Here is a 21,453-nt window from a genome sequence, read left to right as displayed (position 1 = left end):
CCTGACATGCTGCGCTGTTTGCAATCAGAGTGGCAGGATATTTTCTCAATTATTAAGGAGTTGAAGTGTTAGTCATAATTGGCTATGTCGTCGTTCTCGCCACCGTATTTGGCGGTTTTATGCTGAGCGGCGGTAACCTCATGTCATTATTTCAGCCTACCGAACTTTTAATTATCGGTGGTGCCGGGGTCGGGGCTTTTATTGTCGGTAATAACGGCAAAGCGATCCGTGCAACCTTAAAAGCCTTCCCCACTTTGTTTAAAGGTTCCCATTTCACCAAATCGCTCTATCTCGATTTGTTGGCGATGCTCTACCTGTTGCTGGCAAAAAGCCGCCAGAGCGGGCTGGTTGCGCTGGAAAACGATATTGAAGATCCGCAGAACAGCCCGATTTTCTCGGCCTACCCGCGGCTATTGGCTGATGCCGATATCATGAACTTTATCGTCGACTATCTGCGTTTGATGGTCAGCGGCAACATGAACGCCTTCGAAATGGAAGCGTTGATGGATGAAGAGATCGAGACCTGCGAGCACGAGCACGAAGTCCCGGCGCACAGCCTGAACGCCGTCGGCGATGGTCTGCCAGCGTTCGGTATTGTGGCAGCGGTAATGGGGGTGGTAAACGCCCTGGCGGCGGCGGATCGCCCGGCTGCGGAACTGGGTGCCTTGATTGCCCACGCCATGGTGGGAACCTTCCTCGGTATCCTGTTGGCATACGGCATGGTTCTGCCCCTGGCAACCTTGCTGCGTCAACGCAGCGCGGAACACCTGAAGATGATGGAGTGCATCAAAACCACGCTGCTTTCCAGCATTAATGGCTACGCGCCGCAAATCGCCGTTGAATTTGGCCGCAAAACGCTCTTCTCCACCGAGCGCCCGAGCTTCGCCGAACTGGAAGACCATGTGCGTGAAGTGCGCTCCTCATCTAACGCCTCAGCCTCTGCGGGTGATTCAGCATGAAAAAGAAGCCTGGCGAAACCATCGTCGTTCGCAAGACCATAAAAAAAGCGCATGGTTCGCACGGCGGCTCATGGAAAATTGCCTACGCGGACTTTATGACCGCGATGATGGCCTTTTTCCTCGTGATGTGGTTGCTCTCATCTTCCAGCCCGGAGCAGCGCCAGCAAATTGCCGAGTACTTCAAAGTACCGCTTAAAAACACGCTGGCAAATGGCCCCAACGCAAGTCTTAGCGACAGCCTGATCCCCGGCGGCGGGGATGATGCGCTCAAGCAAGATGGCGAAGTGTTCAAGAAAACCCTTCAGAAACTGGATGCGAAAAAGAGCGAAGCCAACCTGAAACGGGCCAGAGAAAAGCTGGAAAGCCTGATTGAGGTCGACCCGCGGCTGAATAACTTCACCTCCAACCTGCGGCTTTCCCTCACCAATGATGGGCTGTTACTGCAAATCACCGACAGCGCCGACCGGCCGATGTTTAAGGTTGGTCGTCCAACGCCGGAAAGCTATATGGTGAATATTCTGCAAGCGCTGGTGCCGGTGCTCAACGATATGTCTAACCGCATCATTCTGACCGGCCATACGGACTCACTTCCCTACGCCAATGGCGAACAGGGCTACAGCAACTGGGAGCTCTCTTCCGATCGTGCCAATGCGTCGCGACGCATTCTGGCCGCTGCCGGGCTTGCCAGTAAAAAATTCATTCGGGTGATAGGAACGGCAGACACCATGATGCAGGCCGGCTCCGATGCGGCCGATCCTATCAACCGTCGTATCAGTATCCTGGTGTTAAGCCAGCAGAAAGAAAAACAGATCATGCAAGAAGACGTGCTTTTACGTGACACCCTGGTTTCGTCTCCCGCGAGCCAGAAAGCCCCGGCGACCAATGCTGCCCGGCCAACCCGCGGCGCAGTGGCGGCTGAACCCCGCGTAAAAAGCGCTCCTGAGGAGATCAAGTGATGGATATTAGCGATTTTTATCAGGCCTTTTTCGATGAGGCGGATGAGCTGATGGCAGATATGGAAAAGTATCTGCTGGAACTCGATCTCGACTCACCGGACAGAGAAGTCCTGAATGCCATATTTCGTGCCGCGCACTCCATAAAAGGCGGGGCGGGCACGTTCGGTTTCTCTGTTTTACAACAAACCATGCATATCCTGGAAAACCTGCTGGATGATGTGCGTAGCGGTAAATTGCAGATTAACGACCCGATCCGCGATCTGTTTCTGGAGAGCAAAGATATTATGCAGGACCAACTGGACGCCTATAAAGCCTCCGCAGAACCCGATCAGGAAACCTTCCTCTATATTTGTGAAGCGCTGCGCCAGATTGCTCTTGATAGCGCAGAACCGTCGAGCTTGCCCGCAGAGGTTGTCACGCCCGCGATGGCGGAACCCGCTGCGGCACCGGTAGCGGCAGCGCCGAAGCCCGATGACGGGCGTTTACTGGTGGTGCTGAACAATATTAAAGAAGACGATCAGCAGCCGTTGCTTGATGAGCTCGGCAACCTGGGCCGCGTTAGCGCCGTGCAGATCGAAAAAGAGAACGTGCAACTGATCCTGGAAACTACCGCCACGGCTGACGATATCCTCGCCGTGCTGTGTTTTATTCTGGAACCCGATCAGATTGCGATTTCTCCGGCTCCCGCTGAAGAAGCGCCCGTTCCCGCCAGTGAAACGCAAGCACCCGCGCAAGCAAACGCTGCGCCCGCGCCCCGTACCACGCGCCCGGAGAATAACCGCGCGAAACCGCAGCAGGCGGAAGCCAGCAGCATCCGTGTGGCGGTGGAGAAGGTCGACCAGATAATCAACCAGGTCGGCGAGCTTATCATCACCCAGGCGATGCTTTCTCAGCTTTCCGGCGTGCTGGATTCCTCGACCCACGACACGTTGCTGAGCACCATCGGCCAGTTAGAACGTAATGCCCGCGATTTGCAGGAATCGGTCATGTCCATTCGCATGATGCCTATGGATTATGTCTTTAGCCGCTTCCCGCGCCTGGTGCACGATCTCGCCGGTAAGCTGAATAAAGAAGTGGAGCTGACGCTGGTCGGCGGTTCCGCTGAGCTGGATAAGCGCCTGATTGAACAGATTGTCGATCCGCTGACGCACCTGGTGCGAAACAGCCTCGATCATGGGATTGAACCGGTGGAAGTTCGCCGGGCAAACGGCAAAGCCGACAAAGGGAACCTGGTGCTCTCGGCGGAACATCATGGCGGCAATATCATCATTGAAGTTACCGATGATGGCGCAGGCCTGAACCGCGAGAAGATCCTCGCCCGCGCACAGCAGCAGGGGATGGCCATCAGCGACAACATGAGTGATGAAGATGTCTGGATGCTGATTTTCGCCCCGGGCTTCTCCACCGCCGAAAAAGTGACCGATGTTTCAGGTCGTGGCGTCGGCATGGACGTGGTGCGCCGTAATATCCAGGAGATGGGCGGCCATGTGACGATCCACTCTGACCACGGACGCGGTTCGAAGATCCGCATCATTCTGCCGTTAACGCTGGCCATTCTTGATGGCATGTCAGTGCGTGTCGGTTCTGAAATCTACGTTCTGCCGCTGGGCAGCATGATGGAATCCCTGATGCTCTCTGAAAATACGCTGCACCGCATGACCGGTGGCGAACGCATGTTGCAGGTGCGTGAAGAGTATCTGCCGTTGGTTGAGTTGGGCACGCTGTTTGGCGTTCACGAAGCGGATTACGACATCAGCGAAGGGATTGCCGTGATCGTCCAGAGCGCCGGTAGCCGCTATGCCTTGCTGGTCGATCAGTTGATTGGTCAACACCAGGTGGTGGTGAAAAACCTTGAGCAGAACTACCGCAAAATTCCGGGTATTTCCGCAGCGACCATTCTTGGCGACGGCAGTGTGGCACTGATTCTGGATGTGGCCGTGTTAACGACGTTGGCAAAAAGCGCGAAAGCCCGCTGACAGCAACGTGCGAAAAGAATTTTTGAATAGGTGATGAGATGAATTTATCTGACACAGACAAACAGCTTACCGGCGACAATACCGGGAATGAATTCCTGGTTTTCACCCTCGGCAATGAAGAGTACGGGATTGAGATCCTGAAAGTGCAAGAGATCCGCGGTTACGATCGCGTGACGCGCATTGCGAATACGCCGGATTTTATCGCCGGTGTGACCAACCTGCGCGGCGTGATTGTGCCGATTGTCGATTTGCGCGTGAAGTTTATCCTGGGTTCCGCTGAGTTTGATCACAATACCGTGGTGATTGTGCTGAGCCTCGATAGCGGCCGCGTGGTGGGTATCGTGGTTGACGGCGTGTCTGATGTGCTGGCGCTGAACGCCGCGCAGATCAAACCTGCACCGGAATATACCGTAACCCTCTCCACGCAGTATCTGCTGGGCCTCGGCTCGCTGGATGAACGTATGCTGATTCTGGTTGATATCGAGAAGCTGCTGAACAGCGAAGAGATGGAATTGATTGAGCGCGTGACCGAAGCCTCTTTCTAAGTCACTCCTCCTTTTAGTGTGAAAAAGCCTTTCCCGGCAACGGGAAGGGCTTTTTTGTTGCCTGTTGTTTGGGGTTGGGGGGGCGCCATCCGGCATGTATGTAACGGCTGTGGAATGGTTCCGTTCACCAGGCGTTCAGTAGTTTCAGAAGCGCTACATACGCATGTATGTAACGGCTGTGGAATGGTTCCGTTCACCAGGCGTTCAGTAGTTTCAGAAGCGCTACATACGGTGAACGGGACAAGGGGAGCACCGCGCTCCCCTTGTCAATCCCCGCGGCCCCGCAGGGAAATCGGTGCTTCGCACTGCGCTCACCTCCCGCGTGTCTGCCTGCGGTCGGCTCGACTCGACTTACTCGCCCCGTACCGGGACTCGCTCCTGTCTCGGTTCGCCTCTGGCCGCCATCCCTGGCGTCCAGACCTTGTCATTCACGCTTCGGTTCGCCGATTTCGGCGGGGACTCAACCCCATCGCTGTAAGATTCGCGCTAATAAATAACGGCTGTATGGCTGAATGGTCCGTAGGCCTGATAAGCGAAGCGCCATCAGGCATCAGTGCTCCGGGCATTTCGCCGGATGGCGGCTAACGCCTTATCCGACCTACAAGGCTACGCAATACTCCAGGCAGCGTTGTGGTGGATGAAAGGAAAGGGAGGGAATGCACAAACCGCAGATACAAAAAAACCGCCCAATAGCGTGGGCGGTTGAATGATAAGGCAGGGAAACCTGCCTTAAGCACCAGAAATTAACGCAGCAGAGACAGTACGTTCTGCGGAACCTGGTTAGCCTGAGCCAGTACGGTAGTACCAGCAGACTGGAGAATGTTCGCGCGGCTCATTTCAGAAACTTCAGAAGCGAAGTCAGCATCCAGGATACGGGAGCGAGATTCAGACAGGTTGTTAACGGTGTTGTTCAGGTTGCTGATTACAGAAGCGAAACGGTTCTGTACCGCACCCAGACCAGAACGCATTTCATCAACCTGCGCCAGCGCGTCATCGATTTTGGTCAGCGGATCGTCAGTTGCCTGAGCGGTAGACAGTTTTTCACCTTTGGTAATAACACCCGTTTCGTCCGAAGTAACTGCGTACACATTGCCGCTGGTAGCGTCTTGCAGGTAGAAGTTACCTGCGCCATCGGTCATCAGGTCTTCAGTAACAGTACCCATTTGAGCGGTCTGAGCAGCTTCAACAGAAGAACCCGTTTTATCAGCGCTCATGGTGACATCAGCGCCAATGGTTGCCGGAGCCGTGGAATTCCACTCAAGACCGTCACCCTGGGCGTTAGCGCGTGCTTCGTAGTATTGACCGTCGTCACCAACAACGTAAGCTTTACCGTCAGAGCCAGATACCACTTCAGTTGCAGTAACGGTACCGCCACTACCTTCAACCACGTTGCTCAGGTCATCGGCAACGGCAACTTTAACATTGATGTCAGTTGAAGCAGTCAGTTTGGTGGTATCAACACCGCTGGCAACGGTGAAACCGTCCATGCTCAGAGTGCTGGAATCCATTTTGCTCAGTTCGATATCGATAGTCTGGCCATCGTTAGAACCAACCTGAATAGACAGGCTCTGGTCTTTGCTCAGAACTTTCACGCCGTTGAATTCAGTTTGTTCAGAGATACGGTTGATCTCAGACAGACGCGCGTCGATTTCGTCCTGGATGGACTGACGGTCAGAATCAGAGTTAGTACCGTTCTGCGCCTGTACAGACAGACGACGGATGTTTTGCAGGTTGTCGTTGATTTCGTTCAACGCGCCTTCAGTGGTCTGCGCAATGGAGATACCATCGTTGGCGTTACGGGAAGCCTGGCTCAGGCCGTTGATGTTAGCGGTGAAACGGTTAGAGATCGCCTGACCTGCTGCATCGTCTTTTGCGCTGTTAATACGCAGACCAGAAGACAGACGCTGAATTGCGGTACCCAGAGAGCCCTGAGATTTATTCAGGTTGTTCTGAGCGACGAGGCTAAGGGCGTTGGTATTAATAACCTGGGACATGGGGTTTCCTTATACACAATTTACTATACAGAGTATGGTTATGCGTCATTTCGTTCGCATACTAAATAAATCGGCCTTTTAAAAAATGACTAAAGTTTTTTGCAGCGAAAACTTTTTTCTGCCCCGGCGATTTTTTGATTTAAAACGGGTTTTTGTGGCTATTTCGTTGATATTTTGCGCGGGTTTTTACTTTATTTTATGAATTGACAGCGGAACTGCTGTTATATCGCATTGTTGATTAATCTGGATCCGTCGATAAATTTTTAGCTCTCTTCCTTTATATATAGAAGAGATAATCTTCCTGGTAGCAAAGGGGTGAATTACCATCATTTCTGACGTCATTTAAAGGGAAGGGTTTTTACCCGCGCTGATTGCTTGTTATTGCTATAAATAAGCCGCGAAATCCTGGTCAATTCACCATATTACGGCACCGGTAAAAAATTCATCTTTTATTTTTCTGCGCCGATTATTTAATAGTAAACCACCGCAAATAGACATTTCCGACAGGAGAAGAAATGGGTATATCATCATTAGGCGTCGGTACCGGCGGGATTGATACAGCATCCATGCTGGAACAGATCAAGGCAGCAGAGCAAACTCGCCTGACGCCATACACCAACCTCAAAAGTAAATATGAGTCGCAAATCTCAGCCTGGGGCAAAATCTCCAGCCTGATGTCGTCTCTGCAAAAAAGCGTCACCACCATGGGCGGTGATGCGTTCAGCAAAATGAACGTCAGCTCGAACGATGCCTTTACCGCCCTTGCCACCAGCGGCGCGCAGGCAGACAGCCACTCGGTAACGATTTCGCAGTTAGCGGCGGCGCACAAGCTGAAAACGCAACCGCAGGCCAGCGCAGATACTGCATTGGGTACTGATACGTCCGGTGGCACGCGTACTATCACCATCACGCAGAACGACGGCAAAACAATGGAAGTTGAGCTGGGTGATGATGAAACGTCGCTGAACCAGGTGGCGAAAGCCATCAACAAAGAGAAAGGCAACGTGACCGCCTCGGTACAGCGTACCGATGATGGCTACCAGCTGGTACTGAGCTCGAAAACCACCGGTACTGACGGGCAGATGAGCGTTAAAGTTGACGGCGACGCATCGCTTGCCGCTGTGCTGGATACCTCAAACGGTGGTCAGCATTATGACGACCAGGGTCAGCTTATTAACGACCCGGGTCAGACTGATGCCATGATCTCTGTATCCGATGCGCAGGACGCCAAATTGCGCGTCGACGGCTCTGACTATACGCGTTCGACTAACAACATCACCGATATCATCGAAGGTGTGACGCTGAACCTGAAAACCGTTTCTGAAAACGGCGAAGCAGAGCAGTTAACGCTGACCAACGATACTTCGGCTATCAAAACCAGCCTGCAAGATTTTGTTAAGCAATACAACGCATTGCTGAGCCAGACGTCCTCTTCCAGTAAGTATGTTGCGGCAGATACGTCGGGTCTCGATGATGAAGAAGTGGCGACCGAAAGCTCTGAAAGCGGCGCGTTGATGGGCGATTCCACCCTGCGCGGGCTGGTTAGCGAAATCCGCTCCACGGTCAACGGTGTTTACGGTGATTCAGATGCCACTTACGGCTCACTGGCTGATTTGGGTATCACTATTGATGCCGCAACCGGCCAGATGACGCTCAACGAAGACACGCTGGATGAAGCGATTGCCGATAACCCGGAACAAATCTCCAATATGTTCACCGGGCGTGGCGAAAACGAAGGTCTGGCGACGTCGCTCGGTTCGATTTTGACCAATTACCTCGGTGATTCGAAAACGAAGACCGATGGCATCATTGATACCGCGACCGAAAGCCTGGAAACGCAGTCTGAAGTTGCACAAGCGCAGATCGACAAAACCCAGAAACTGATTGACGCACAGGTTGAAACTTACCGTGTGCAGTTCCAGAACCTGGATTCCCTGATGTCGAACCTGAACAGCATGAGTACTCAGCTGACGTCACTGCTCTCTTCACTCTAATTTTTATTTCAGCAGGCCTTAACCGGCCTGCTTTCAGGAGCCGCATATGTATGCATCACAAGGTTCTCACGCCTATGCGCAGGTTTCGCTGCAAAGCAAACTCGCGGGCGCGACACCGCACCAGTTAATCACCATGCTGTTTGACGGTGCGCACAGTGCCATTCTGCAAGCTGCTATCCATTTCGAGAAAGGCAACGTTGCGCAGCGCGGAAAGATGATCTCCAAAGCTATCAATATTATCGATAACGGGTTACGCGCCGCCCTTGATCATGAAACGGGTAAAGGCATTGCCGCCGATCTGGAACAGATGTACGAATATATGTCGCGTACCTTATTAGAAGCCAATTTACGCAATGATCCGGAACCGTTAAAAGTCGTTGATGATTTATTAGTGAAGCTGGCGACAACCTGGAAGGAAATTGAACCAGTACAAAAACGGGTGCGCTATGGCTGAAACAATTCCTTTGTATTATCGCGAGTTGTTAGAGATGAACCAGGCGATGCTGGACATGGCCAGGCAAGAGCGCTGGGATGACTTCGTGGAAATCGCATCGCGTTATGTTATTCAGAAGCAGGATATTTTAAATAACAGTACGGATGCGCTTTCGGCCAGCGAAAAAGAGGAGCTGAAAGTTCTGTTAAAACAGTTGCTCGACAACGAAGCAGAAATAACCCGCAATTTACGGGCACGTCTTGATACGTTAAAGCAGAATTTATCTTCCATACATCGTGGTGCCCGGTGCAGCCAACTTTATACTCGTCATCAAGCCCCTTCGTTACATTGACCCTATTAAAAAGGCTATCGGTAAATTCTCAACCCATAGCCTTTCTTTTTTGCTCATCGATAATTCACGGTTAATTGATTACGCACCACATTCAGTGGCGGCTGTAGTTGACCCAGGCTATTAACAGAATAAATAAAACGAAACTCACCGACGGCAGAGAGCGGCACAGTCACGCTACGCGTACCCGCAAGGGCGGGCAGCAGAAAACATTTATCACTGCGACAGAGCTTGATTTGCAGCCCCGGCGGGGGCGGTGACAGCAACGTAACGCGCCAGGAAAAACGCACGATACGCGCAGACGCGGGGATCTCAGAAGGGGAGTGCAGTGGACGGCCACGTAACAGTTGTTTGCCGATGCTGACACTGCCGCCTGCGGCCGTGTCGCTCCAGGCGCCGTCTTTCGCGAATGCCGCTGCTGGCAGCGCCAGCAGCGTACAGAGTAACAACGCACGTTTCATTAATTAATTCGCACCAATCACGGCGGTCATCTGCACCGTTTTGTTGTTGGTGATTTCCATCGTTGAGAGCACCGCCAACTGCGGGAAGGCGCGACGCAGGAAGCGTGACACCATGGTGCGCAGCGCCGGGTTCACCAGCACCACCGGCGAAACGCCCAGCGCCTGCTGTTCGGTAATCGCCCGATCGGCCTGGCGCATCAGGTTTTCAGCGATGCCCGGCTCAATGGCGCTGCCGCTTTGCAGGGACTGGATCAGCAATTTCTCCAGCGAACTATCCAGGCCAATTACCTTGATGTCGCTATCATTGCGGAACCACTGCGCGGTGATCGCGCGGCCTAAGCGGACGCGAACCTGCGCGGTCAGCTCATCCGGGTCACTTTGTACTGGCGCATATTCTGCCAGCGTATCAATGATGGTACGCATATCGCGAATCGACACGCGCTCGGACAACAGGTTCTGCAACACTTTGTGGAACAGCGTGATTGAAATGACGCCTGGAATTAAATCCTCCACCAGCTTCGGCATCTCTTTAGTGATGCGATCGAGCAACTGCTGTGTTTCCTGGCGGCTGAACAACTCTTCCGTATGCAGCGTAATCAGGTGGTTCAGGTGGGTGGCGATAACCGAACTCGGATCGACCACGGTAAAGCCCTGGATCTGCGCCTGTTCACGGAACACTTCATCGATCCAGCAGGCCGGCAGGCCAAAGGCCGGATCGACACACGGCGTGCCGGGCAGATCGCCTTCGGCGTAGCCGGGGTTAATCGCCATCCAGCGTTCAGGTTCGATTTCACCGCTGCCAATTTCCACGCCTTTCAGCAGAATACGGTAGTGGCCGGGAGCCAAATCAAGGTTGTCACGAATGTGAATGGCGGGCGGCAGGAAGCCCATCTCCTGGGCGAATTTCTTACGAATACCGCGCACGCGCACCAGCAACTGCCCATCCTGGGTGCTGTCCACCAGCGGAATTAAGCGGTAGCCCACTTCCAGACCCAGCACATCTTCCATCTCGACATCAGACCAGGAGGCTTCCGCCGAGGCCTGATCGTTTGCCGCCTGCGCGTTGGCGCTGTCTTTATCTTCACGCACAGCGGTGCGCCCGCCGGGGTTCTTCAGTTCACGGCCGCGCATCCACCAGGCAAGTCCCAGCAAAATCGCGGTGAACATCAGGAACACAAAGTTCGGCATGCCTGGGATAAGCCCCAGCAAACCAATCACCAGCGCAGAGAGCAGCATCACCCGTGGGTTATTGAAGAGCTGGCCGACCATCTGCTCGCCGATATCTTCATCGTTGGAGACGCGGGTCACGATAACACCGGCAGCGGTGGAGATAATCAACGCCGGGATCTGCGCGACAAGGCCATCACCGATGGTCAGCAGGGTGTAGGTCTCGCCCGCTTCGCCAACGCTCAGACCATGCTGCATTACGCCGATCGCCAGGCCGCCGAGAACGTTGATCGCCATGATCAACAGACCGGCGATGGCATCCCCGCGCACGAATTTACTGGCACCGTCCATCGAGCCGTAAAAATCCGACTCCTGGGTCACTTCGCTACGGCGGCGTTTGGCTTCGGCTTCGCCAATGATCCCGGCATTCAGATCGGCATCGATCGCCATCTGCTTACCGGGCATCCCGTCCAGCACAAAGCGAGCGCCCACTTCGGCGATACGCCCCGCACCTTTGGTGATGACCATAAAGTTAATGATGATAAGAATGGCGAACACCACAATACCAATTGCGAAGTTGCCGCCCACCAGGAAGTGACCGAACGCTTCAACCACCTTGCCCGCCGCAGCGGCACCTGTGTGGCCTTCCATTAAAATAATACGCGTGGAGGCAATGTTCAGTGCCAGTCGCAACAGGGTGGAGAACAGCAGCACCGTCGGGAAGGCGGAAAACTCAAGGGTCTTCTGCGTGAACATCGCCACCAGCAATATCATCAATGACAGCACGATATTGAAGGTGAACAGGGTATCGAGCAAAAATGCCGGCAGCGGCAGCACCATCATGGCCAGAATCAGCATGATCAGCACCGGGCCTGCCATAATTTGCCACTGTGTATCTTTAAACGCCGGTAAGCGTAGTTTGCTGGCGAGATTAGCCATCAGTTTGAACTCTCATGTACGAAATCCATCGACTCAGGAACCGCGAGATCCCTGGGCTTTGTAGGCGGAACGCCGCCACTATTGCGCCAGCGTCGCAGGCCATAAACCCAGGCCAGAACTTCTGCGACGGCGCTATAAAGCTCACCCGGGATCTGTTCGCCAATGTCGCAGTGGCGATAGAGCGCGCGGGCAAGCGGAGGTGCTTCGAGCATCGGGATGCGATGCAGTGCCCCCAGCTCACGAATTTTTAAGGCGATATCTCCGGCACCTTTTGCCACGACCGTCGGCGCACCCATGCCGCCTTCTTTATAAGAGAGGGCCACGGAGTAGTGCGTCGGGTTGTTGACGATGACATCCGCTTGCGGAATATCGGCCATCATCCGGCTACGAGCCGCCGCGCGTTGCATCTGCTTAATGCGGCTCTTAATGTGCGGATCGCCTTCTTGTTGTTTAAATTCATCACGAATTTCCTGACGGCTCATGCGCAGCTTTTTCAGGTTGCTCGTTATCTGGTAAAACACGTCGTAGCCGACAACCGGCAGCAGGAAAAAGATGACCATCAGCAGGCAATCAAAAATCATGCTCATCGCGTGGGCGACGGCCATCGGCAGTGCTTCGTTAACCAGTTGAATGAAATGCGCTTTATTGTTGTAGAGGTAGACGGCGAAGGCGCACGCTACCAGCGCTACCTTCAGGCAGCCTTTGAGCATTTCTGATAAAACCTGGGCGGAAAACAGCTTTTTCAGCCCTTGTAGCAGCGACAGTCGCTTCAGATCGACTTTCAGCGACTTGCCGCTTAAATTCACACCGCCCAGTAACATGGGCGAGGCAATCCCCGTTACGAAAAGACCCAGCAAAATGGGCAGCAGCGCTGAACCCATCATGTCCAGCAAATAGCTCGCCTGATGGAACATCGACTGCGGATCCATCACCGAAAGCCGGTTTAACACCAGCCCGGTTTGCAGCAGTTGCATCAGGTTGTGCGCGAACTGGTTACCGCCCGAGAGCAGCAGAGCCCAGCCAGCCAGCAGCATCAACATGGAGCTAAGCTCTTTGGATCGGGGGATCTGCCCCTCTTCACGTGCTTTTTGCTTTCGGTGGGGTGTGGGTTCTTCTGTTTTCTCTACATCACTTTCTTCAGACATGATTGGCTCGGCGGTACGGCAATGCGCGCCACATTAAAAACCCAGGCTGTCGAGCAGGTCATCGACCTGGTCTTGCGTTGCGACCACGCCGGCTTTGCTGCTATCCACTTGCGGGCCATTCATCAGCGCCACTTCAGGCTCTTTAGGCTCCGGCTCCTGGACGTCGTCCGGGACGTAAGCCAGCAGCACCTGAATCAGCTCTTTCTCGACCGTTTCAATCAGCGACATCATGCGGCGAATCACCTGCCCGGTCAGATCCTGGAAGTCCTGCGCCATCATGATTTCCATCAGATGTTCGTCGGTCTGGCGCGCCATTTTCGGGGCTTGCGTCAGGTACTGACGGGTATCTGTGACCAGCTCGCGGGCGTCGGCTAATTCAACAGGCGCGGCAAACCATGCATCCCAGCGGGTTGCTAAGCTTTCACCCTGAGTGACGACGGATTCCTGCATCGGACGCGCTTCTTCTACACAGGTCAGCACCCGCTCGGCAGCCTGCGCGGTTTTCCCGACCACGTAGTTCAACCGTTCGCGCGTGTCAGGGATGGCATCCGCCGCTTCAACGATGGTGCGATCCAGACCTAAGTCGACCAGGCTATCGCGCAGCAGGCGAGTCAGGTGCCCAACGCGGGAAAAAATGCCTTTAAAGTCTTCTTCAGGTTGCGTATTTTCCGGGGTCGTCATGGGTTACCAGCCGATTTTTTCAAAGATTTTATTCAGCTTCTCTTCAAGCGTGGCGGCGGTGAACGGCTTCACTACATAACCGCTGGCACCCGCCTGCGCGGCGGCAATAATGTTCTCTTTCTTCGCTTCGGCCGTAACCATCAGCACCGGCATGGTTTTCAGATTGATATCGTTGCGGATTTCCGTCAGCAGTTGCAGGCCATCCATGTTGGGCATATTCCAGTCACTGATAACGAAATCGAAGGCGTCAGAGCGCAGTTTATTCAGCGCATCCTGACCATCTTCAGCTTCTTCCACACGGTTAAAGCCCAGGTCTTTCAACAGATTGCGTACGATGCGTCGCATGGTGGCGAAGTCATCGACAACTAAAAAACGTAAATTCTTATCGGCCATGGTTATTTCCTAAATCAGTGGTAACGGTGTATTGGGTAATGTTTAAATCCTGCGGGCCTGTCCGGCAGAATGGGTGAGTATGTGCTGGCTGATGTGCTCAAGGTCGACCGTTTCACAGGCTCCCCCGAGCGCAATTGCTTCACGCGGCATACCGAAGACCACGCAGCTACGTTCGCTTTGCGCAATCGTCCAGGCTCCTGCTTGTCGCATCGCCAGCATGCCGGCGGCACCGTCGCTGCCCATGCCCGTTAAAATGGCACCAACAGCGTTTTTCCCGGCGTAGCGCGCGACGGAATGAAACAGCGCATCCACCGACGGGCGGTGGCGGTTAATCGGCGACTCATCACTCAGTTTGACGTGATAGTTCGCCCCGCTGCGCGTCAGCTCCATATGAAAACCGCCCGGTGCGATATAGACATGACCGGGCAAAACCCGGTCACCTTCTTCGGCCTCTTTGACGGACATCTGACACAGATGATCCAGGCGTTTCGCGAACGAGTTGGTAAAACCCGGCGGCATATGTTGAGCAATCACGATGCCGGGGCTGGTGGGCGGCATCGGCACCAGCAACTGGCGCAGCGCCTCGGTTCCTCCCGTAGAGGAACCAATAGCAATAATTTTTTCGCTGCCGATAAGCGGAAAATGGGTCACGCGTGGCACTACCGGCTGGCGTTCATGGCGACGCACCCTCGCTTTTGCCGCCATGCGGATTTTGTCGACGATCATCTCGCTATAGTGCGACATACCTTCCTGCAATCCCGTTTCGGGTTTGGTGATAAAGTCCACCGCACCCAGTTCCAGCGCGCTGAGCGTGATGTCTGAGCCTCTTTTGGTGAGCGACGAAAGCATCACCACCGGCATCGGGCGCAGGCGCATCAGGTGTTCAAGGAATTGCAGCCCATCCATCCGCGGCATTTCTACATCAAGAGTCAACACATCCGGATTGTGCTGCTTGATGAGATCGCGGGCGATGATGGGATCGAGTGCCGTTGCCACCATTTCCATATCTGGTTGTTCGTTGACGATATGCGTCATGATTTTGCGAATCAGCGACGAGTCATCAATGCACAGCACCTTAATCTTTTTCATCGTTTTTACTCCGCGAGGCGGTAGACAGACTGTCCGAGCAAACGAAATGGACTGTTCATATTTTGAAAATGCTCCGAGTGGCCAACGAACAATATCCCGCCGGGCTTGAGCATCTTCGCAAAACGCTTTAGCAGCTTCTCCTGGGTGTTCTGATCGAAATAAATCATGACGTTACGGCAAAAAATGGCATCGAAAGGGGCGGGAATATCCCACTGGGATTCGATGAGATTCAGCTGGCGAAACTGCACGGTGTTGCGGTATTCACTTTTGATTTTCACCATGCTCGCCTGCTCGCCGGTGCCGCGCAAAAACCAGGTTTTCTTTTGCTGCTCGGTCAGAGTGTCGAGATCCGCCAGGCGGTAAACGCCCTGGGTGGCTTTTTCCAGCACATCGGTATCGATATCGGTCGCTATCACCCGCGGGCCGGTAATACTGCGGCCCAGCGCCGCTTCCAGCGTCATGGCAATCGACCAGGGCTCTTCGCCGGTAGAGGCTGCCGCGCACCAGACGTTGTACATCCCCCCTCTGGACTGAGCATGTTTCGCAAGCGTCGGGAAGTGATACGCTTCGCGGAAAAAGGAGGTCAGGTTAGTGGTCAGCGCGTTAATAAACTCCTGCCACTCTTTACTGGTCGGGTTGTTGATCAGCAGGGCGATATACTCATCGAACCGGCGCAGGTTAAGTTCACGCAGGCGGCGGGATAAACGGTTATAAACCATGTCTTTTTTCTGCGGCGTGAGCACAATACCCGCGCGCTGATAAATCAATTCGCTGATTTTTTCTAATTCATTTGCGGTCAGTGCACCCTGAACTGGCTGAGGCTGTTCGGTAACTGAAAACATATTTTTCTGGCTATTCGTCATAAAGGTTGACTTAAACCTACAGGTTTTTTTGAACGCATATTGCAGGTGATGCTGGAATGAATCACCGGCGTTATACCGGGTGTTTTATTAATGAAAATAAAACACCCGACGTAACCAGCCGTGAAAAATAGCAGCCAAATTGCTGTTCAGAGCGATAATAAGATAATGCTTAGGTGTTATACCGGCATATTCATAATTTCCTGGTAAGCGCTAACTAATTTATTCCGCACTTGTACACCAAGATTTAATGCCACTGAGGATTTCTGTAGGGAAACCATCACATCATTTAAGCCAATGCCTTCAACACCGGAAAGATACGCTTGTGACTGATTCTTTGCGTGTGTTTGCATATCGCTAATATTGTTAATGCTATTAAGCAATATATTAGAGAATTGTGAATTGCTTTCTGTTTTACGTGTCGCGGTGAAGGGATTCAGCGCCGACACATCTGAGACTTGTCTGGCCTGGGACTGAATCTGATCCAGAACCCCGCCTACTGTATTCATAGACATAAAAAATGACCTTAATAGTTATTGGCCGCAAGCTTAACATGTGGCGCGAAAAACAGCATAACGTGAATAGCTGACACAAATTTCACCTTTTTACCACTTAGAAAAACGGGCTTTATGTAGATAATACGCAACCGGGATTTCCCCTGAGAAATACATTTGAGTTTATTAATTCGATACCAGATGAGCCGAGCCGTAATCGCTTTTACTTTTAATTGCGGCGTTCACTTTTACAGGACATTGGCATGACTGCCACAAACACCGGTAGTAAAAAGAAAGGCATTGTCGATGTAAAGGCAGTGCTCGAAAATATTCGGACTAACCCCCGTATAATATTTTTTGTCGCCGCAGCGGCAGTTATTTCCATTGTTATCGCGTTGTTGTTCTGGGCGAAAGAACCAGACTACCGCGTGCTGTACAGCAATATTAGCGAAGAGGATGGCGGAGCCGTTGTTACCCAGCTCAAACAGATGCAGGTCCCGTACCGTTTTGCCGAGCATGACGGTTCTATCGAGATCCCTGCCGAGCAGGTGTATGAAGTGCGCCTCAAGCTGGCCCAGCAGGGGCTGCCGAAAGGTGGCGCGGTAGGCTTTGAACTGCTGGACCAGGAAAAGTTTGGTATCAGCCAGTTCAATGAGCAGGTGAACTTCCAGCGTGCGCTGGAAGGCGAACTGTCGCGCACTATCGAAACGCTGGGGCCGGTGCGCTCCGCACGTGTCCATCTGGCGATGCCAAAACCGTCGCTCTTTTTGCAGGATCGCAAAGAGCCTTCTGCCTCGGTGACGTTGAATCTGATCAGCGGCAGAACGCTGGATTCCGGCCAGGTGAGCGCTATCGCTTTTATGATCTCCAGCGCAGTACCGGGTTTGAGCGCCGATCGCGTGACTATCGTCGATCAGAGCGGCCATATGATTTCGCAAAACGGCGCGCAGGCGACGCAGACAACGCAACTGCAATATGTCCGCAAAGTGGAGTCCGATTACCAGAGCCGTATTCAGGCCATTCTGGCCCCGATTGTTGGTACGCAGAACGTCAGAACGCAGGTCACCGCGCAGGTTGACTTCACGCAGCACGAGCAGACGGCGGAGCAGTATCAGCCTAATAACCGTCCGGAAAATCGGGCTATTCGTAGCCGCCAGAGCAGCAACAATGAGCAGGGCGGTAAGAATGCAGTGGGTGGCGTACCGGGTGCGTTAAGCAACCAGCCGCCAGCAGCGGTTTCCACGCCGATTGAGGATCCGGCTGCCCAGCAGGCGAATGCCCGTGGTACAGCCAATGCGAACGCAACCCAGGCGCCGACGCAAACCGCAACCCAAACGCTGACGCCGTATAACAAACAAAGCGAAGAAACCACGAACTACGAAGTGGATAAAACGCTGACCCATATCAAGCGCAATACCGGCACGCTCGAACGCCTGTCCGTTGCGGTGGTAGTGAATTACGTACCGGGTAAAGACGGCAAAACGGCGGCACTGAGCAAAGCGCAACTCGACCAGATTAATGCGCTGGTGAAAGAGGTGATGGGCTATTCCGACACACGCGGCGATACGCTGAATGTCGTGAACACGCCGTTTACCGATCAGGAAGAAGAGGCGCCGATTCCGCTGTGGAAGCAGCCTGAAGTTATCAAGTTGGGGATGTCCGCCGCGCGTTATCTGTTCGTCTTGCTGGTTGCCTGGATCTTGTGGCGTAAAGCGGTGCAACCGTTCTGGACGCGCCATCAGGAAATGATTATCCAGCGTATGGAGATGGAAAAAGAGGCGCGTCAGGCAGAGCTTGATGAGCAAATTCGTAAGCGGCAGAGCGCGGAAACCGCCAAAGCGCAGCAGCGTGTCGAGACGGAACAAGAGGCCCAGCACCTGCGTGAAATGGCCGATCAGGAGCCGCAGGTTATCGCTCTGGTTATTCGTCAATGGTTAAATAAGGAGCAGAAGTCGTCATGAACGCCGCCGAGAAAAGCGCCATAGTCATGCTGACGCTCGGTGACGAGCGTGCAGCCGAAGTCTTTAAACATTTGAATACCCATGAAGTGACGAAGATCAGTAGCGCGATGGTTCATATCGGGACTTACACCCACGACCAGTTGTCCGTGGTGATGAAAGAGTTCCGCCGTGACTCCGGTGAGTTTGCGGTACTGGACGTCAATACCAACGAATACCTGCGCAGTGTGCTGGTGAAAGCGTTGGGCGAAGAGCGCGCCAACACGTTGCTGGAAGATCTGCTGGATGCCAACGATGAGCGCAACGGTATCGAAACGCTCAACTTTATGGAACCGCAGATGGTCTTCGATCTCATCCGTGATGAGCATCCGCAGATTATTGCCACCATCCTTGTGCATCTGAAACGCAGCCAGGCTGCCGATCTGCTGGCGAAATTCGAAGAGCGTGAACGTAACGACATCATGCTGCGTATCGCCACCTTCGGCGGTGTCCAGCCGGTTGCATTGCAGGAACTGACCGAAGTACTGAACAACCTGCTGCACGGCCAGAACATCAAACGCAACAAGATGGGCGGTGTTCGTCCTGCGGCGGAGATCCTCAACCTGATGAAATCTCACCAGGAAGACGCGGCTATCGAAGCCGTACGCGAATACGACCAGGAGCTGGCACAGAAAATTATCGACGAGATGTTCCTGTTCGAAAACCTTGTCGAGATGGAAGATCGCAGCATCCAGCGCATCTTGCAGGATATCGACAACGAATCGTTGATTGTCGCCCTGAAAGGCGTTGATGAAGCGCTGCGCGATAAGTTCTTCCGCAATATGTCCAAACGTCAGGCCGATATTATGCGCGACGATTTGAACTCCCGCGGCCCTGTGCGTATGTCGCAGGTCGAAAACGAACAGAAAGCAATTCTGCTGATAGTCCGTCGTCTGGCGGAAACTGGCGAGATTGTGATTGGTGGAGGCGACGATGCCTACGTCTAATTCCCGGTGGCAGTCCTGGCGGCCTGAAAATCTGCTTGATGATACGTTCAGCACGGAGCGAGAAATTCGTGCTGCCGTGCCGGCAAGCGACCCGGCAAGCGAAGCCGCGTTGCAGGTCGAACTCTCTCGTCTTCGCCAGCAAGCGGAGCAAAAAGGCTTCGCTCAGGGCCAGACGCGTGGCGTCGAAGAGGGCAAAAAGCTCGGCTACGCGAAAGGTTTTGAAGAGGGGCGTGAAGAGGGCATCGAGAAAGGGGTGGCCGAGTACCGCCAGTTACAGCAGAAGCAGGCCGAAGATTTCGCGCAACTGATTGATAACGTCAAAATCACCCTTGATAGCCTCGACAGCGTGATGCCTGCCCGTCTGGTGCAGGTCGCCCTGATGGCGGCGCGCAGCTTGCTGGGCGAAAGCGTGGTCTCAACGGCGACTAACGCCTGGCTGCTGACGCGTATCCAGCAACTCTTGCAGGAAGATACGAAGCAACTGGGTCAGGTGAAACTGTGGGTCAGTCCGGAAGAGTCCGAGGCGGTGCAGGAGCAACTCGGCGAAGTGCTGCATACCCGCGGTTGGGAACTGTGCACCGATGCGCAAATGTTACCGGGCGGCTGCCGTTTAACCACCGATGGCGGTGAACTGGACGCGACCACCGAAACCCGCTGGAACGAACTTTGTATCCTGAGTCGTGAGGACTTCACGTTATGACCGCCCGGCTGAAAAAGTGGCTTGATGGTGTTGATGTGCGCGAAAAAAGAATAGCGGCACTGCCGCTGTTCCGCCGCTACGGCCGCCTGACGCGCGCCACCGGGCTGGTAATGGAAGCCGTCGGCCTGAAGTTGCCCATCGGTACGCTCTGTATTGTCGAGCGCGAAAGCGACGAGGGCATTCAGCGGGTCGAGAGTGAAGTGGTCGGTTTCAACGGTGAAATTCTCTACCTGATGCCCCTTGAGAACGTCGAAGGCGTGCTGCCAGGCGCGCGCGTTTATGCCCTCGGCAATAACACCAAAGGCAAACTGCTGCCGCTTGGGCCGGAGCTGCTGGGGCGCGTGCTGGATGCCAGCGCGCGTCCGCTGGACGGTCTGCCGCCGCCGACGACCGCCGATCGTGGGCCGCTCTTTACCGCGCCGTTTAACCCCTTACAGCGTGACCCGATTAAAAACGTGCTGGATGTTGGCGTTCGCGCCATCAACGGTTTGCTGACTGTCGGTCGCGGGCAGCGTATGGGGCTGTTTGCCGGTTCCGGCGTCGGTAAAAGTGTGCTGCTGGGGATGATGGCGCGTTTCACCAAAGCAGACGTGATTGTCGTCGGGCTGATTGGTGAACGTGGCCGCGAAGTAAAAGACTTTATTGAAAACATTCTCGGTAAAGACGGCCTGAAGCGCTCCGTGGTCATTGCCGCGCCAGCCGATGTTTCGCCTATTTTGCGTATGCAAGGGGCGGTGTACGCCACCCGTCTGGCGGAAGATTTCCGCGATCGCGGGATGAATGTGCTGCTGATTATGGATTCGTTAACCCGCTACGCAATGGCGCAGCGTGAGATTGCCCTTGCCATCGGCGAGCCGCCCGCAACCAAAGGCTATCCGCCGTCGGTGTTTGCGAAACTGCCTGCGCTGGTGGAACGTGCCGGTAACGGCATGAAAGGCGGCGGTTCGATCACCGCGTTCTATACCGTGCTGACGGAAGGTGACGATCAGCAGGATCCGATCGCCGACTCGGCGCGCGCGATCCTCGATGGTCACGTGGTGCTTTCCCGTCGTCTGGCGGAATCGGGCCACTATCCGGCAATTGATATTGAAGCGTCGATCAGCCGTGCCATGACCGAGCTTATCGATCCTGCGCATTACAAGAAGGTGCAGCGCTTTAAGCAGATGCTCTCGTCTTACCAGCGTAACCGCGATCTGGTCAGCGTGGGTGCCTATGCCGCAGGCAGCGATCCGCTGTTGGATCAGGCGATTGTGCTGTACCCCAAAATGGAGGGTTATCTGCATCAGGGCATACATGAGTCCTGTGAATATAACGACTCCTACACCGCGCTGTCGGCGCTGTTCCCGGCAACCGAAGCGAACTAATGTGAGCATG

General features: G+C 54.0%; 20 protein-coding genes. 11 read left to right on the top strand and 9 right to left on the bottom strand.

Annotated features, from left to right (window positions below):
• Nucleotides 1-65 precede the first annotated feature (65 nt).
• Genes motA through cheW form a run of 4 tightly spaced genes read left to right on the top strand, consistent with a single transcriptional unit; the run spans nucleotide 66 to nucleotide 4,436 of the window.
• Nucleotides 66-959, top strand: a complete 894-nt coding sequence (motA, locus tag Q5705_17375; protein ID WLI76333.1) for a flagellar motor stator protein MotA — start codon at nucleotides 66-68, stop codon at nucleotides 957-959.
• Entirely contained in the window at nucleotides 956-1,915 is a 960-nt protein-coding gene (motB, locus tag Q5705_17370; protein WLI76332.1) for a flagellar motor protein MotB, read from the top strand. Before motA ends, motB begins: the two co-directional genes overlap by 4 nt.
• Nucleotides 1,915-3,891 (top strand): chemotaxis protein CheA, encoded by a 1,977-nt coding sequence (gene cheA / locus Q5705_17365; protein ID WLI76331.1) that lies wholly within the window; start codon nucleotides 1,915-1,917, stop codon nucleotides 3,889-3,891. Before motB ends, cheA begins: the two co-directional genes overlap by 1 nt.
• Before the next feature lie 38 nt (nucleotides 3,892-3,929).
• Nucleotides 3,930-4,436 carry a chemotaxis protein CheW gene (gene cheW / locus Q5705_17360; GenBank protein ID WLI76330.1) on the top strand — a complete coding sequence of 169 codons (507 nt, stop codon included), beginning with the start codon at nucleotides 3,930-3,932 and terminating at the stop codon, nucleotides 4,434-4,436.
• Nucleotides 4,437-5,179: 743 nt separating this feature from the next.
• On the opposite strand, the gene Q5705_17355 is transcribed toward cheW, so the two are convergent.
• Complete coding sequence (locus Q5705_17355; GenBank protein WLI76329.1) at nucleotides 5,180-6,430, bottom strand: FliC/FljB family flagellin; 1,251 nt, start codon at nucleotides 6,428-6,430, stop codon at nucleotides 5,180-5,182.
• A 515-nt stretch (nucleotides 6,431-6,945) separates the two neighbouring features.
• On the opposite strand from Q5705_17355, the gene fliD reads away from it, so the two are divergent.
• The 3 genes from fliD to fliT are packed head-to-tail and all read left to right on the top strand — an operon-like array spanning nucleotide 6,946 to nucleotide 9,209.
• Entirely contained in the window at nucleotides 6,946-8,424 is a 1,479-nt protein-coding gene (gene fliD, locus Q5705_17350) for a flagellar filament capping protein FliD (GenBank protein ID WLI76328.1), read from the top strand.
• A gap of 46 nt (nucleotides 8,425-8,470) precedes the next feature.
• Nucleotides 8,471-8,878: a flagellar export chaperone FliS gene (gene fliS / locus Q5705_17345; protein ID WLI76327.1), complete on the top strand. Its 408-nt coding sequence runs from the start codon at nucleotides 8,471-8,473 to the stop codon at nucleotides 8,876-8,878.
• Nucleotides 8,871-9,209 carry a flagellar protein FliT gene (gene fliT / locus Q5705_17340; GenBank protein ID WLI76326.1) on the top strand — a complete coding sequence of 113 codons (339 nt, stop codon included), beginning with the start codon at nucleotides 8,871-8,873 and terminating at the stop codon, nucleotides 9,207-9,209. The genes fliS and fliT overlap by 8 nt, the downstream gene beginning before the upstream one ends.
• A gap of 53 nt (nucleotides 9,210-9,262) precedes the next feature.
• Here the strand turns inward: fliT and Q5705_17335 are convergent, their stop codons facing one another.
• The 8 genes from Q5705_17335 to fliE all read right to left on the bottom strand — a co-directional run bounded on the left by Q5705_17335 (nucleotide 9,263) and on the right by fliE (nucleotide 16,456).
• A complete protein-coding gene (locus tag Q5705_17335) occupies nucleotides 9,263-9,667 on the bottom strand; it encodes a flagellar protein FlhE (protein ID WLI76325.1) in 405 nt (134 codons plus the stop codon).
• 3 nt (nucleotides 9,668-9,670) lie between these two features.
• Complete coding sequence (gene flhA, locus Q5705_17330; GenBank protein ID WLI76324.1) at nucleotides 9,671-11,773, bottom strand: flagellar biosynthesis protein FlhA; 2,103 nt, start codon at nucleotides 11,771-11,773, stop codon at nucleotides 9,671-9,673.
• Nucleotides 11,773-12,918, bottom strand: coding sequence for a flagellar biosynthesis protein FlhB (gene flhB, locus Q5705_17325; GenBank protein ID WLI76323.1), 1,146 nt, complete (start codon nucleotides 12,916-12,918; stop codon nucleotides 11,773-11,775). Before flhB ends, flhA begins: the two co-directional genes overlap by 1 nt.
• 33 nt (nucleotides 12,919-12,951) lie before the next feature.
• A complete protein-coding gene (gene cheZ / locus Q5705_17320) occupies nucleotides 12,952-13,599 on the bottom strand; it encodes a protein phosphatase CheZ (protein WLI76322.1) in 648 nt (215 codons plus the stop codon).
• Nucleotides 13,600-13,602: 3 nt separating this feature from the next.
• Nucleotides 13,603-13,992, bottom strand: a complete 390-nt coding sequence (gene cheY / locus Q5705_17315) for a chemotaxis response regulator CheY (GenBank protein WLI76321.1) — start codon at nucleotides 13,990-13,992, stop codon at nucleotides 13,603-13,605.
• A gap of 42 nt (nucleotides 13,993-14,034) precedes the next feature.
• On the bottom strand, nucleotides 14,035-15,081 hold the full coding sequence (locus Q5705_17310) for a chemotaxis response regulator protein-glutamate methylesterase (GenBank protein WLI76320.1): 1,047 nt from the start codon (nucleotides 15,079-15,081) through the stop codon (nucleotides 14,035-14,037).
• A 5-nt stretch (nucleotides 15,082-15,086) separates the two neighbouring features.
• Nucleotides 15,087-15,923: a CheR family methyltransferase gene (locus tag Q5705_17305; GenBank protein ID WLI76319.1), complete on the bottom strand. Its 837-nt coding sequence runs from the start codon at nucleotides 15,921-15,923 to the stop codon at nucleotides 15,087-15,089.
• 197 nt (nucleotides 15,924-16,120) lie between these two features.
• The gene (fliE, locus tag Q5705_17300) at nucleotides 16,121-16,456 is read right to left on the bottom strand and encodes a flagellar hook-basal body complex protein FliE (GenBank protein ID WLI76318.1); all 336 of its coding nucleotides are present in this window, start codon (nucleotides 16,454-16,456) and stop codon (nucleotides 16,121-16,123) included.
• 242 nt (nucleotides 16,457-16,698) lie between these two features.
• Between fliE and fliF the strand changes: the two genes are divergently transcribed.
• From fliF to fliI, 4 genes are read left to right on the top strand one after another with little or no spacing between them, the layout of a single operon-like run.
• Nucleotides 16,699-18,396, top strand: coding sequence for a flagellar basal-body MS-ring/collar protein FliF (gene fliF, locus Q5705_17295; GenBank protein ID WLI76317.1), 1,698 nt, complete (start codon nucleotides 16,699-16,701; stop codon nucleotides 18,394-18,396).
• Nucleotides 18,393-19,379, top strand: coding sequence for a flagellar motor switch protein FliG (gene fliG, locus Q5705_17290; GenBank protein WLI76316.1), 987 nt, complete (start codon nucleotides 18,393-18,395; stop codon nucleotides 19,377-19,379). Before fliF ends, fliG begins: the two co-directional genes overlap by 4 nt.
• Entirely contained in the window at nucleotides 19,366-20,079 is a 714-nt protein-coding gene (locus tag Q5705_17285) for a flagellar assembly protein FliH (protein WLI76315.1), read from the top strand. Before fliG ends, Q5705_17285 begins: the two co-directional genes overlap by 14 nt.
• Entirely contained in the window at nucleotides 20,076-21,443 is a 1,368-nt protein-coding gene (fliI, locus tag Q5705_17280) for a flagellar protein export ATPase FliI (protein WLI76314.1), read from the top strand. Before Q5705_17285 ends, fliI begins: the two co-directional genes overlap by 4 nt.
• Nucleotides 21,444-21,453: the final 10 nt, after the last annotated feature.

The organism is Kosakonia sp. H02 (genome assembly GCA_030704225.1).
GTDB lineage: Bacteria > Pseudomonadota > Gammaproteobacteria > Enterobacterales > Enterobacteriaceae > Kosakonia.
The sequence above is the reverse complement of the archived record's forward strand: the minus strand, read 5'-3'. Positions and strand labels throughout refer to the sequence as shown.

Coding starts and splice junctions, on each gene's coding strand:
- motB (WLI76332.1), top strand. CDS start 956: ATGAAAAAGAAGCCTGGCGAAACCATCGTCGTTCGCAAGACCATAAAA.
- cheA (WLI76331.1), top strand. CDS start 1,915: ATGGATATTAGCGATTTTTATCAGGCCTTTTTCGATGAGGCGGATGAG.
- cheW (WLI76330.1), top strand. CDS start 3,930: ATGAATTTATCTGACACAGACAAACAGCTTACCGGCGACAATACCGGG.
- Q5705_17355 (WLI76329.1), bottom strand. CDS start 6,430: ATGTCCCAGGTTATTAATACCAACGCCCTTAGCCTCGTCGCTCAGAAC.
- fliD (WLI76328.1), top strand. CDS start 6,946: ATGGGTATATCATCATTAGGCGTCGGTACCGGCGGGATTGATACAGCA.
- fliS (WLI76327.1), top strand. CDS start 8,471: ATGTATGCATCACAAGGTTCTCACGCCTATGCGCAGGTTTCGCTGCAA.
- fliT (WLI76326.1), top strand. CDS start 8,871: ATGGCTGAAACAATTCCTTTGTATTATCGCGAGTTGTTAGAGATGAAC.
- Q5705_17335 (WLI76325.1), bottom strand. CDS start 9,667: ATGAAACGTGCGTTGTTACTCTGTACGCTGCTGGCGCTGCCAGCAGCG.
- flhA (WLI76324.1), bottom strand. CDS start 11,773: ATGGCTAATCTCGCCAGCAAACTACGCTTACCGGCGTTTAAAGATACA.
- flhB (WLI76323.1), bottom strand. CDS start 12,918: ATGTCTGAAGAAAGTGATGTAGAGAAAACAGAAGAACCCACACCCCAC.
- cheZ (WLI76322.1), bottom strand. CDS start 13,599: ATGACGACCCCGGAAAATACGCAACCTGAAGAAGACTTTAAAGGCATT.
- cheY (WLI76321.1), bottom strand. CDS start 13,992: ATGGCCGATAAGAATTTACGTTTTTTAGTTGTCGATGACTTCGCCACC.
- Q5705_17310 (WLI76320.1), bottom strand. CDS start 15,081: ATGAAAAAGATTAAGGTGCTGTGCATTGATGACTCGTCGCTGATTCGC.
- Q5705_17305 (WLI76319.1), bottom strand. CDS start 15,923: ATGTTTTCAGTTACCGAACAGCCTCAGCCAGTTCAGGGTGCACTGACC.
- fliE (WLI76318.1), bottom strand. CDS start 16,456: ATGTCTATGAATACAGTAGGCGGGGTTCTGGATCAGATTCAGTCCCAG.
- fliF (WLI76317.1), top strand. CDS start 16,699: ATGACTGCCACAAACACCGGTAGTAAAAAGAAAGGCATTGTCGATGTA.
- fliG (WLI76316.1), top strand. CDS start 18,393: ATGAACGCCGCCGAGAAAAGCGCCATAGTCATGCTGACGCTCGGTGAC.
- Q5705_17285 (WLI76315.1), top strand. CDS start 19,366: ATGCCTACGTCTAATTCCCGGTGGCAGTCCTGGCGGCCTGAAAATCTG.
- fliI (WLI76314.1), top strand. CDS start 20,076: ATGACCGCCCGGCTGAAAAAGTGGCTTGATGGTGTTGATGTGCGCGAA.